This is a genomic window from Flavobacterium mesophilum, from assembly GCF_039581405.1.
GTDB lineage: Bacteria > Bacteroidota > Bacteroidia > Flavobacteriales > Flavobacteriaceae > Flavobacterium.
The window spans coordinates 349,382-362,399 of sequence record NZ_JBCPXZ010000004.1; the positions used below are offsets into that span (position 1 = coordinate 349,382).

A 13,018-nucleotide genomic window follows, 5' to 3' on the forward strand; every position below is an offset into this window, starting at 1 on the left:
TTAAGGTATTTCTAAATTTTAAAATTTGTTGCTTTTTAGCAATTGGAAATGATCTTCTATCATTTTTGGCAAAGAAAAGGAATTGGCAATTAATTCCCGTGTATTTATAGATATCTTTTTGTTGCCTAAATACACATCTTCCAAGATTTGAGTTAAAGCTTTTATGTCTTTAGCTTCAATAATGTATCCATTTTTTTCATTTGTTATAACTTCGGCATTACCGCCAACATTTGTCGTAATAACAGGAACATTTGCAGCCAGACTTTCTAAAATGGATAAACTAAAACATTCCATGTGCGTGGGCTGTAACATGTAATCGTAGAGAAAAAATATTTCATTCAAATTGCCTTTACTTCCTTTAAAAGAAAAGCAATTTTTAAGGGAATTTCGTTCAACTCTTTCCTGTAATTGATTTTTATAAGGCCCGTCACCATAGACATCAATCTTTATGTCTTTTTTTATTTCTTCTGAAAGAAATGCTACCGCATCAATTAAATCCTGAATTCCTTTTGATTCTCTTAAATGCGATGCGACTAAAAAAGTTGGTTTTAGAGTATTCCTATTTTCTCGCACTAAAATTTTATCAATAACAACTCCATTATAAATTGTTTTGGTTTTAGATTTTAAATGACTCCCAAAATCTTTTAAGATCTCATTTACTGTATAATCTGAAACTCCGATGAAGAGATCAATATTTTTTGAATAAAAAAGTCCCTTTACTTTTTTATTCATTCTCTTTTTAAACGAATAGCCGTTTAAAGGTCTTGGATTATGATCGACAGCAATAATTTTTGCCTTAGATATTTTTTTAATTTTAGAAAAGAATGGTGTACAAAGTTCAACAAAATGAGTAATTATGTGAGAATAATTGGATTTATCCTTTTCAAGGAATTTCAAAAAACTGTTTTCTAAACTTAATTCTCCAGCTTTATGAATTGTTAATTCAGAATAATTTCCATGGTCCGAAATATTTGGAAAAAACCAATCAATTTCAATATTATTTTCTTTGCATTTTTTATCAAAATCCCAGAAAAAATAATCCATACCTCCTACTCGTTGTGGAAGCAATTCATAATTACAAATTATAGCTATTTTATTAATCATTGAAAAATGCTAATGTTGAAGCAATTCTTTTGCTGGTTCCTTCTAAAGACTGTCCAATCTGAAGTTCAATCATTTTTTTCCTTTCCTGTTCTCTTTCATTAGGATTGTTCAATGCCTGATTGATTTGTGCAATAAGTTCTTTTTTATCTTTAGAAATTGTTACTGCTTTCCCGTCAATAACTTTTTTATAGTGATCATAATTTAAAAACCTTTGATCGTTATATAAACCATTTTCTAGATTTCCAAAAACAGTATTAATTACGGGCTTATTAAAAAGCATAAAATCCAAACTCATTGTTGAACACATATTGATACTTAGATCTGCATTTTCTAACAACGCTCTTAAATCTATAATGTCTTCCTCGCTTGGAATTCGTTGTGACCAGCTTTCTTGATGATTTTCTCTTGTTAAGACCCATTTTGGTACATTCCAAATAATCTCTGGAAATTCATCTCGAATATCTTTAAATCTGCTGTCATCTTCTGCTGGGCTTGTTCTAACTAAAAGTTGTGCATCACAATTTATTTCTTTATTTCGGATAGCCTCAATAATTGTTTTTATAACTAAAGGATCGTTAGGACCTATTGAAACATCTGCACAACTGAAACAGATTATCTTTTTACTGCCATCAAGTTTAAATTTTGCGAAAAATTGCTCTTTTGAAGATTTATACTTATCCAACACATAAGGTTCAAATTGCGGTGCACCTACAATCTGAACATCTTTTTCTTGAACATTTGGATAAAAATAAAGCAACTCTTCCTTCATTAATTTACTCCAAACTAAAAATTTGTCAAACGTTCCCAACATCCTTCCTTTTGAAGCCAAATTATCCCAACTAAAAATAAAAGTACTTGTAGGGATTTTTAGTTTAATAGCCGCATATAAAAATGGTGCCAAATAAGGAGGGCGCTGATGCGTAAAAAAAACGTGAGAAGGTCTATCCTCCTTCAACATTTCAATGTATTCTTTAGTGATTTTATTTTTAGAAAACGATAAAAACTGAAGTTGTTCTGCAAACAAAATACTTGAATTTGAGTTTACATATTTTGTGAAAAAATAAATTCCTTTGATAATTAATGAACGAGCAGTATTTTTTTTAGGATAACCCGAAACTAAATTATCGTTCATTCCATGAAACTTTTTATATTTCTGTAAATGCCCTAATTCCTTCCATTTTCTGAATATCCATGTTTTTTTCTTTTCAGTAAAGACTGGCAATTCTTTTATTTCTAAATTAAATCGCCCTAGATCCTTATAGCAACTTTCTGGCAAACCTGAATAAATGACAATTTTATCAAATTGCGACATTGCCTCTGAAATGAAATTACTCATTACAAAATTTCTGAATCCAACCCCATCTGTTATTACTATTCCTAACTTTTTCATTTAAAATCTAAAAATGCTTTTTATTCTTTTTTTAATTTGTTTTTTCTTTTGGTAATGCCAAAATTTCACATTAACAAAAAACTCATAAATGCTTCCTTTTATAATTAAAGCCCAATATTTTTTATCAAAACCAAACTTATCATCGTCAAAACCAATCCATCTTTCTGGGAAATAATCACATTCATTATTTTGCTTTGCAAATTCACCTCTAAAATTTTTGATGGGCCTAATGATTTTTGATTCATTCTTTTCTCCCAGCCATGCAATCCACCATGAAAAAGTTGAGTTACTAATTATGAAATCATTGCATTTTGATCCGAGAGCAAGCTGTTCAATTGCCGTTAAATCATCTAAAAAAAAACTGTTTTCTAGAAATGAAAAATGATACTTGCAATATTCTAAATCATCACTTGTAAAAATTAAATTTCGATCTTTCCAATCTGGAAAATTTTCGATCAGCGCTTTAAAATAAAAGGAGTATGACAATTGAAAATAAAAGGGATGATTAACAAAATCTCCTCTTCTAACTGATATAAGGATATTCTTTTTATCAAAAAGAATATTATATTTTAAATATAAATCTTGACTGAAATTGGCAAATTGAAAAACCTTCTTAGTCTTCTCACGATTAAAATATTTTTCAGATTGAAGCCAACCGCTTAAATCGTAATTTCCCGAACCTAAATCCCAATCGTAATAGTTAAATGATTTTTCATTTATTACTTGAAAGCTTTCATCTGGAGTAGAAACCTGAAATTGATTCTCAAAATAGTTGGCATACTCCCAATTTGGAAAAAAATATTCATGACCATACTTATCAGCAATTCCAATGGTCGAGGCAATTTGAAAAAGCTGATTTCCTAAATTTCCTTTTTTTCCAAGTTTAGAAAATGTAATCATTTAAATTTATTTAATCAAAAATCTCTAAATTGCTTTTGATGGTTTAATTGCCAAATGCTATCTTTTTGAAGACATTTCAAAAATAAGTCATTACTATTTCCTTGCCCGAAATCATCTTGAACAACTTGTACTTTATGAGAATCTATTAAAGAAAGAGATTTATTAATACTATCTTCAGCGTAATCTGAATTTATAATATTAGCATGAAGCGCTCTATTTTGCTGACGAGTTCCAATATTGATAATTGGAATTCCGTAATACGGAGCCTCTCTGATTCCAGCACTACTGTTTCCTATAATAAACTGGCTATTTTTTAATAAAGTCAGAAAGTATTCGAAGCGTAATGATGGAAAAATTCTAAATCTTGGATTTTCTCTTAACTTCTCGTAAGCTTCTATTATGTATTGGCTTCCTAAATCATTATTTGGGAAAATCACTATATAATTATGATTGTCATGTAATAGCGAGTTAACAAACGCATCTGCGTACTGTTGCATTTCCTTAATTTCGGTGGTGACAGGGTGGAACATTACGATAGCATATTTCTCAAAATCAATTTTATAATATGATTTTGCTACAGCCAACTCTGGTAATTGATCAGAAAACATAATATCAATATCTGGCGAACCTATCTCAAAAACAGACTCTTTTATTTCCCCCATTTGGATGAGTCTTTTTGCTGCTTGCTTATTTGAGACAAAATGAACATGACTTAGTTTACTAACGCTATGACGAATTAATTCATCTACAGTTCCAGATACTTCTCCACCTTCAATATGGGACACCAAAATATTGTTGAGCGATCCTACAATTGCTCCTGCCAGTGTTTCGACACGATCACCGTGTACGACAATCATATCGGGATTTATTTCTTTACAATAGTTTGACAATCCTTCAATTGTTTTCGCTAAGGTTAAATCCATTGTCGTTTCATGCGTGTGATTCTCGAAAGTGAATACATTCTTAAAATTACAACGCTCGATTTCAATTAAAGTATAACCATAGATTTCCTGCAAATGCATTCCGGTCACAAATACAAAGACTTCAAATTCTGGTTGATTTTCCAGAATTGAGATCAATGATTTTATTTTGCCGAAATCAGCACGTGTCCCAGTAAGGAAAAGAATTTTTTTTGTTAGATTACTCAAAATCAGAAAAATCTAATTGCTCATCATTTTCAATATTTCTTGTCGCTTTTTTGCCTAAAACCTCATCAAATTTCTCTGCTAAAATTTTGCCAGTTCCAGGACGTTTTACCCAAATATTTTCTTTAGTAAAAACTTCTCCTTTTTTAATTGGGGAAATAGCGCAAACAGTTGCAAATGCAAAGTCAATTGTTACTTGCTCTTCTAATGCAGGCTTTTTAGTTCCTCCTCTCATTAATGCAATTTCGGCACTTGAAATAATTAATTCCTGGCATGCTGTCTCATCCATACTGCAAACAATATCTGGACCAGTTCTCTGCATGTGATCTGTAAAATGTCTCTCAAGAATACTTGCACCAAGAGCAACAGCCCCTAAACATGCATTATTATTTAAGGTATGGTCACTTAAACCAAACACCTTATCTGGAAACGCTTCATGCAATTCTACCATTGCACCATAACGTACTAAATGTATTGGGGTAGGATATAAATTTGTAGTGTGCAAAATTGCTACTGGAATATTGTGTTTGTCAAAGATAGCAAGAGCTTTGCCTACACTTTCAATAGTATTCATTCCTGTGCTAAGAATCACTGGTTTGCCAAAAGAAGCAATATGTTCTAATAACGGATAATTATTACATTCTCCTGAACCAATTTTATATGCTGGAATATCAAACTTTTTTAATCTTTCGGCGGCGGCACGCGAGAATGGTGTTGAAATAAAAATCATGCCTTGACTTTCTACATAATTTTTGAGTTCTAATTCTTCGGCTTCATTTAAAGAACAACGTTCCATGATTTCGTAAATAGAAACATCTGCATTTCCTGGAACTACTTTTTTGGCAGCGCCAGACATTTCATCTTCAACAATATGTGTTTGATGTTTAACAACCTCAACTCCTGCTCGTTTTGCTGCATCAACCATTTCTTTGGCTACTTGCAAAGAGCCTTCGTGATTAATTCCGATTTCGGCAATAATCAAGGGTGGAAAATCTGGTCCAATTTTTCTTCCTGCAATTTCAATATATGGGTTCATAAAGTAGGTTATGAATTAGGGGTTTATATGTTTTTGGTATAAATATTCGGCATACTCAAAATCATCTTTTGTGTCGATATCTACATCGGCAAAAATATGATTAATCTTGAATGGAAAAGCATTTTCTGAAATAATTATATCATCAAGTATTAAATTGGCTTTTGTAATGTACAGTAGTCCATTTTCATAAAACAAGGGCTCTAAATCTTGGCTTCTTTGACCAATCTTGTAATTGAAAGGAATAAATTTATTATTTTCAATTTTGCCAAATTTTTGGTGATTCTGAGAAACTGCAAATAAACTATCGCAATTTTGATCAATAAATAAATCAAAAGCCTCTTTTAATAAATTTTGCGGCCTCAAAGGATTTGTAGCCTGTAGTAAAACTATATTTTCAACTTTGTCTTCAATTTGTTCCAAAACATTTTTCAACGCCGAAACCGTTGGCTCTAAATCACCTGAAATATCTAATGGTCGGTCAATTACTTTTGCTCCAAATTCCAGTGCCACCTTTTTGATTTCAGCGTCATCAGTCGAAACATAAATATCATCAATAATTGCATTATTGGCTTTTGCGTATAAAATACTATGTGCAATAAGCGGGATTCCGCCTAATGAAAGAATATTTTTTTGAGGCAAACGTTTCGATCCTCCGCGAGCTGGAATTATCACTATAGTCTTCAACATTTTTACTAACGTTATTTATTTATAAAATGCACTTGACAAATTGCCATTTTCATCTACTTTCCATGAACTTGAATCACTAGCGCTTTTTTTATAAAATTCTTGTTCATTTGTTAAGTTAGCTGGATCAATATACCATCCAAAATGTTTTGCCATATAAGGATACTTAGTTCTTAATCCTGTATAAAAAAACTTCCTGCTTCTTAATTTTGGCCTATATAAAGCAAAAGTTGTATCGATATCTGCAAAGAAATGTCCTTCACTCGTTTTCATCTTCCAAAATCGACTTTCCCAATTCAAAATCTTTTGTTTCGCTGGATTATAATCTGGAATATCATCTATTTTTAAACTGAAACCAACTTTATATCTTGTATTTGATTTTATTAGCAAATCTAAAAAAACTTTTAAAAAGTCATTTGGACAATCTATTATTGGAAGTACATCTGGGTCTGTTATTACATAGTATCCCTTTGAAAATTTTTTAAAGAAAATATCTTTTTCCCAAAAAACCATGTGTCCATCATTATTATCATTAAACATTACATTAACATCATTGCTAATGATTTTGTAATAACTCAAAAGTGGCGGATAGTTTGAATTATTGTCAATAACATGAAGATTTTTGTAATCGTTTTCAAGTAGGTAATCTAATAATAATTTTAAAGTTTCTAATTGATTATAATTGACAATTATGATTGGTATTGTTTTGAAATCTATTAACTGTTTTTTGACGGTCTTACTAAATTTTGCATATAAATAAGTAATTAAAAACACTCGAACTCTAATTTCTAGTCGATAAAACAGATATCGGACGCGTCTGTATAGGGCAATATTTTTCAATCTCACGGTTTTATTTAGGTTGCCAATATATTTTTGTTTCAGTCAAATTGTTAAATTTTTTAAACTCAGACATTTTTAAACGATTTGATTGTTTCCATAATTTTGGAAAATTAAACATAACGTCGCCTAGTGCCTGCAAAATAGCAAAGGCAGCTTTAACATCTCCTTTTAAAACCTTCTTTTTAATTTGCACCCATAGGGTATAAACAAGCTTTCTAGGAATTTGATTTATTGGATAAAACAAAAAATACAAATACCAACCAGCTCTTAAGGAACGCCTTAAACGAATTTGATAATCATTTTGTTTCCTGCGTGATTTTACATCCACGCGATGATGAACTAAAATCGTTGGCAGATATTGAATTTCCCAGTCCTTTTTAAATAATTGAAATGCAGCAAAATCTTCTTCACCATAAAAAACAAACCAGTCGGGATAATCCGGAATATCCTGCCATGCTTTCATATTCCAAATATGGCCACATCCAACAAATCCTTTTGTTCTCTCCACAGTTTCGTGTGTAAATGTTGTTTTAGGAAATTCTTGCCCCCAAAATATACTGCAAGCAATGACTCCACATTTTGGATTAGAAATAAAATGTTGCTCTATATTTTCAAGTACATTTTCAGATTCAAAATGAGCGTCATCATCGAGCGAAATTGCATATTTTGCCGCCGTATAATTCAACATTTTATTGCGGCAATATATCAATCCTTTAGAAATGTGATTTCTAAATAAAATTATATCGGGATAATGCTCTTGGATAAATGAACTAGTTTCATCATTAGACCCATCATCGAAAATGATACATTCTACATCACTTCGAAGCAATAAATGGTGAATTTTAACTAAAGTAAACTTTAGATCTGAAAGTCGATTTTTAGTCGTGATAAGAATTGAAAAAATCGGCTTATTCTTTTCCATACATTAGAGAAAATACTTTTTTAATAAATCGCTTTCTCGCATGGTACAATTTGTAGCTTATTTTAGAATTAAACAAATCACGCGATATTGAAAAATCTGATTCATTTTTCAGAACTTCACTGTTTTTGTTAGTATTAACATTGGTTTCCTGCACTTTAATCATCCAATCTTCTAACTTATTTCCAATATGGAATGCATAGTTATTTAAAGTTGCCAATCTAAGCTTACCCGCTTTATCTACCGGAACGTCTACATAATTATGCTCTGAATTCCCGCCCACAAGAGTCAAAGAAGGATTTGATGGAGATACTGTAAATAGAATATCTCTGTCAATTGTTAATACTTGATGGGCACTGCCAATAATTGCCTTCACTCCATTGCTTTCTAAAACTGGCCATTTTTTATTCTTATCTGTTTCTAGTTCCCAATTTATACTTGACAAAAATTTATTATAATTTTCAAGGTTTTCAGGCAACGAAACAAAGCTAAATTTAACCCTTCTAAGTAAAATTTGCTTCAATGTAGAACTTGTACCTGCATATAAACCTGTACGAATTGGAATTGGAGAAACTGAACCTACATTTTTAAAAGAAGAAAAAATTTCCTCAACTTTTTCTTGCCAGCCATCTACAAATAATATATCGGCGTCGGTAAGTGTGATATATTTTTCTCTTGCTCCTCGAGCTGCCCCAATTTGTGCATCTATCTTACCAATATTTACATTATGAGAAATAACTGTATCTATCTTTTTATCACGATAATACAATTCCAATAGCTCCCCAACCTTACTATAAGATCCGTTATTGACAACAGTTATTGCAATATTTGAATTTGTTGTTGAAATCAATGAATCCAAGCAAGTTTTAAATACATCAAAAGAATCCTTGTAAAATCCTTCTTCATTAGGAATATATACAACTATAATTATTCTATGGTGAGTATTTAATATTACTTTTTTTTCCTCTTTTTGAGGATTCATTCCTATTCTCATTTTTATATTTTAAATTTCTATTAATAAGTCAAAACAATATCAAAAAAATTGCATCAGATTATTTTGAAACTCCTCAATTGAAAAATAATCTCCAAAAGGATTTTCATGTTTTGAATTTGAAAAATCAAGTATTATATTTTGTAGCTTTTCTTTTATTTCAATTGAATTATTTGAAGTCGCAATATATTTATCGTTCTTAATTATTTTACGCAATTCACACTCAATAGGCAATAGCGCAAAAACTGGCTTATTTAGTGATGCCACAAATGGAGCCTTTCCTAGCAATATATTGCTGTAGTTTAAATAACTTTCAAGAAGTAATATTATGTCTGCTTCATTTTGTTGTTCATTTGCTGAATTAGAAAAATCTAAGCCTTCTAAAATATGTATATTACTACATTCTTTATATTTATTTTTTAATCGATTGGTTTCAGAACTTTTTAATCTAAAAACGATTTCTGCATTTTCTTTAAAAAAATCATTTTCAGAACATAATTGTGCAAAAACATCCAATAAAATATCGACATTTCGTCCAAATTGCAGTCCTCCATGGTATGATATTGAAATAGCCTTTTGTTTTTTTCGCACTACCGAATTATCTAACAATTCAAAAGCACTGGAGTCATATTGATGTGGTAAATTATAAAACCTTTTATGATTGCCGTAAATAATTTGTAAATCCTTGGCTAATAATGATGATGGTGCCATACAAATTCTAGATGCCTGCACTATTTTATACATTTCCTGAAAATCCAAAAGTTCACGTTTCGTTAGATTTTTATTGGAACTTGTATCAAAGAAAAATGGATAAGGATCATGAAAATTAATAATCGCTTCTTTTAATATAGGCAAATCTTTTGAGGCTAAAATGGTTTCATATTCTAAACCTGAACTTCTTATAAAAATCTTATCATAATCTTTGTACGATATAGCCGCAATTCTTTTCTTAAATTGATTTAAGTAATGTGTCTTATAAATTGATTTAGTGAACAGTCTTCGATAAATTGCATTTGATAATTTGATATACAAAGGAGGTTTTCGTTTTATCAAATATTCTGATATAGAGTTTGCTTTGAGTAATTCTTTCTGATAGTCGTGATGATAACCCATAAAATAATGAAGGTCAATTGTAGCTTCTGGATACAACTTTCGCAATCTTGCAATAAAGGATCTCGAAACTATTCCTTCACTTGTCCCAGACACTCTTAAGTCTTGAACTATCACTAAAAATTTCATTGAATACTGTTTTTTATTTTCTTAAACAAAGGCAAAAATCTTGAAAACTGATGAAAAACAAGATATAACCAAATTAGCTTGATCCATCTTATAGGCGTTTTTTTATTATTTAATTGTACTTTTTCAATTCTATCAAAAAGTGTATCGGTCAACTCTTTCGGATATTGCTTTCCATAGTTTGAAATCAAATGATAATAAAATTGAAACCAAGCCATGTTTTTTTCAATTGAATCTTCCTGGCTCGTAATATTTTTACCACTCAATCTAAAATATACTAAAGCATTATTTATGGTAAAGATATTTCTCCCTTTTGAAAACTCTACGACTCCGAGAGTATCAGTAGACCAAGCTAATGGAAAATCTTTAAATTTTATAGTGTCTACTATCTTTTTTTTAAAAACATATTCACTTAATGAACTTCTAGTACCACCTTTGAATTTACGTATTAAAAAATCTGTTGCTTTTTCTATTTTTGGATGCTCATAAATGTTTGAAATTGCAGTATCATTTTCGTCAATAATTTGTGTAGCAAAACGCACTACAGAAACATCCAGACTTTCTATTTCTTTTAAATTATTATAAAAAACTTCTATACAGTTATTTGCTAAAACATCATCATCTCCTAAAATCATGATCCATTCCTCATCTGCACAAAAATCGATACATCTGTTCCATTGTCTGACTAACGATTTTCTTCCTAAATTTTGCTCAAATCTATGATAAATAAAATCAAATCTGTTTATATATTTTTCTAATAACAAATTTGGATAATTCGGACTTGCATCGTCACCAATATATACTTTAAATTGTTTATTCGTTTGGTTTGCTAACGATTTTAAAGTTTCTTCGAAGAAATCAATCTTATAGTATGGAATAACTATAGCTAACATAGAATCAAACTTGACTATTTAGATTTTAATTTTAAAATGGTAGGAAAAAAATGTTTAGCTAACTTCAAAACTCTCATTTTTTTCAAGACTTTTTTAATTAGTAGACCTGTTTGATAAGTATTTGACTCTTTAGTAATTCGCAATCTATATTTTAAAGAAGTATTTGCGCGATAAAATCTAGAGATGAGCAAAACAGAAAAATTAAAATATTCTTCCTCCGTCAAAAAAAATTTAAAATGCTCATACGCTTTTATAAAATCCGGAAGCATATCTTTTGTCTTTGTCATGCTCGCTGAATTTATTCTATAAAAAGCCAAGGTCTCGTTTATAAAAATTCCTTTGCAATTATTATGAAATAAACTTACCCACATTACCCAATCTTCTTTGGATTTCAAATGTTCAGGAAACCTAAATTTATTAAATAATGAAGAATCAAATAAGGCACAGTGAATTGGAATGGTGAAAGATTCATCCCAATTGTATAGCAAATTTTCAAAACTTAGTACTTCTGCCTTCAAATTACAATAGGGCTCCGATGTATTATTGATATTATCAGTAAACATTCTAAAGTTTGAAACGACAACTTTTACATCCGTATTTTTAGACGATTTTAATTCATTTAAGGATTTTTCAAATTTTGTTTTCTCAATGCAATCATCAGAATCTAAAAACTGAATAAAATCACCTTTGGCATTTTCCAAACCAAGATTCCTTGCACTGCTCAATCCTCCATTTTCTTTATCAAAATACTTATATCGACTGTCTTTTTTAATCCAATTTTCAGCAATTTCTTTTGTATTGTCTTTGCTTCCATCATTTACAATAATGCATTCCCAATTGGCATAAGTTTGATTAAAGACCGAAAGTAGAGTTTCGTCTAAAAATTGGCCCTGATTATAGCATGGGACTATTATTGAAATTAAATTATTACTCATTTAATAAAATTAGTTTTTACAACATCTATATCCGACCCATTAATACTAATATCAAACTTTTAAATTTTAATTTTAAATTGTGTAAAGGACAAGCAAAAAAAGCTTTACCTAAAAAATAAAATTTAAGCGTATTTTTCTTTGAACATTTTAAAAGAACAAACCTTGAAAAATAATAATCAGAACGAATAACTTTTATTTGTTTATGTGTAAAGTTATTAACTCCTAATTTTTGTTTTCTTCTTCTGTGATATGCTTCATTTATTGCATAAAAATGCCAGTACTTTGCTTTATACGAATTTTCATTGCATGAAATACTATCCTGATGAATTCTATATCGATACAACACTTGGTTTATAAACAAATGTTCACCCTGTTCTTCAAGCTTAAAATATAAATCTTGATCTACAGCTCTTTTCATTTTAGGATCAATTCCAATAGACTTCAAATAAAAACTATTTTTAAAAGTCGCAAAGTGAGTGAATGCACCACGTCCATAAGTGAGATATGATTTTCCAGAAGGCAAAGAAGAACCTTGACTACTTGCTTCTTTAAAATTCATTTCTAAATCTACAAACTCATATTTTGAGGTAATTATGGCAACTTCATTATTTAAACAATGTGCTTCTGACATAATCGCTATCGCGTCTGTTGTTAAAGCGTCGTCAGGATCTAGAAAACCAGAAATTTTTCCGTTTGCTAACTGTGCACATTTGTTTTTTGTGTAGCCACAGCCTTTATTTTCTTCATTTATAAATAACTTAAAACGTTTATCTTCTCCAATTAGTTGCTTTATTATTTCTATTGAATTGTCTGTAGAAGCATCATCAACAATAATTGCTTCCCAATTAGTATAACTTTGATTAATTATACTAGCATAACAGTCCTTAAAAAAATGCCCGTTATTATAATTAGCAATTAAAATTGAGAAAAGAGGTTTATTCATAT

The 13,018-nt window shown here is 30.1% G+C and carries 13 protein-coding genes; all 13 read right to left on the reverse strand.

The window, feature by feature from the left end:
• Nucleotides 1-18: 18 nt before the first annotated feature.
• The 13 genes from AAYQ19_RS14755 to AAYQ19_RS14815 are packed head-to-tail and all read right to left on the reverse strand — an operon-like array spanning nucleotide 19 to nucleotide 13,016.
• Nucleotides 19-1,104, reverse strand: a complete 1,086-nt coding sequence (locus AAYQ19_RS14755) for a glycosyltransferase family 4 protein (protein WP_343537257.1) — start codon at nucleotides 1,102-1,104, stop codon at nucleotides 19-21.
• Complete coding sequence (locus tag AAYQ19_RS14760; protein WP_343537258.1) at nucleotides 1,097-2,494, reverse strand: CDP-glycerol glycerophosphotransferase family protein; 1,398 nt, start codon at nucleotides 2,492-2,494, stop codon at nucleotides 1,097-1,099. Before AAYQ19_RS14760 ends, AAYQ19_RS14755 begins: the two co-directional genes overlap by 8 nt.
• Entirely contained in the window at nucleotides 2,495-3,394 is a 900-nt protein-coding gene (locus tag AAYQ19_RS14765) for an alpha-1,2-fucosyltransferase (protein ID WP_343537260.1), read from the reverse strand. It abuts the gene before it with no gap.
• A 14-nt stretch (nucleotides 3,395-3,408) separates the two neighbouring features.
• Nucleotides 3,409-4,542, reverse strand: coding sequence for a UDP-N-acetylglucosamine 2-epimerase (gene neuC / locus AAYQ19_RS14770; protein WP_343537261.1), 1,134 nt, complete (start codon nucleotides 4,540-4,542; stop codon nucleotides 3,409-3,411).
• Entirely contained in the window at nucleotides 4,535-5,575 is a 1,041-nt protein-coding gene (gene neuB / locus AAYQ19_RS14775; RefSeq protein ID WP_343537262.1) for an N-acetylneuraminate synthase, read from the reverse strand. Before neuB ends, neuC begins: the two co-directional genes overlap by 8 nt.
• A gap of 15 nt (nucleotides 5,576-5,590) precedes the next feature.
• Nucleotides 5,591-6,259, reverse strand: a complete 669-nt coding sequence (locus AAYQ19_RS14780; RefSeq protein WP_343537509.1) for an acylneuraminate cytidylyltransferase family protein — start codon at nucleotides 6,257-6,259, stop codon at nucleotides 5,591-5,593.
• An 18-nt stretch (nucleotides 6,260-6,277) separates the two neighbouring features.
• Entirely contained in the window at nucleotides 6,278-7,099 is an 822-nt protein-coding gene (locus AAYQ19_RS14785; protein WP_343537263.1) for a glycosyltransferase family 2 protein, read from the reverse strand.
• 10 nt (nucleotides 7,100-7,109) lie between these two features.
• Nucleotides 7,110-8,021, reverse strand: a complete 912-nt coding sequence (locus AAYQ19_RS14790) for a glycosyltransferase family 2 protein (protein ID WP_343537264.1) — start codon at nucleotides 8,019-8,021, stop codon at nucleotides 7,110-7,112.
• Nucleotides 8,008-9,012: a glycosyltransferase family A protein gene (locus AAYQ19_RS14795; RefSeq protein ID WP_343537265.1), complete on the reverse strand. Its 1,005-nt coding sequence runs from the start codon at nucleotides 9,010-9,012 to the stop codon at nucleotides 8,008-8,010. Before AAYQ19_RS14795 ends, AAYQ19_RS14790 begins: the two co-directional genes overlap by 14 nt.
• A 39-nt stretch (nucleotides 9,013-9,051) precedes the next feature.
• Nucleotides 9,052-10,248: a hypothetical protein gene (locus AAYQ19_RS14800; RefSeq protein WP_343537266.1), complete on the reverse strand. Its 1,197-nt coding sequence runs from the start codon at nucleotides 10,246-10,248 to the stop codon at nucleotides 9,052-9,054.
• Nucleotides 10,245-11,138: a glycosyltransferase gene (locus AAYQ19_RS14805; RefSeq protein WP_343537267.1), complete on the reverse strand. Its 894-nt coding sequence runs from the start codon at nucleotides 11,136-11,138 to the stop codon at nucleotides 10,245-10,247. The genes AAYQ19_RS14800 and AAYQ19_RS14805 overlap by 4 nt, the downstream gene beginning before the upstream one ends.
• A gap of 14 nt (nucleotides 11,139-11,152) precedes the next feature.
• Nucleotides 11,153-12,073: a glycosyltransferase family 2 protein gene (locus AAYQ19_RS14810; RefSeq protein ID WP_343537268.1), complete on the reverse strand. Its 921-nt coding sequence runs from the start codon at nucleotides 12,071-12,073 to the stop codon at nucleotides 11,153-11,155.
• Between the two features lie 25 nt (nucleotides 12,074-12,098).
• Nucleotides 12,099-13,016, reverse strand: coding sequence for a glycosyltransferase family 2 protein (locus tag AAYQ19_RS14815; RefSeq protein ID WP_343537270.1), 918 nt, complete (start codon nucleotides 13,014-13,016; stop codon nucleotides 12,099-12,101).
• Nucleotides 13,017-13,018: the final 2 nt, after the last annotated feature.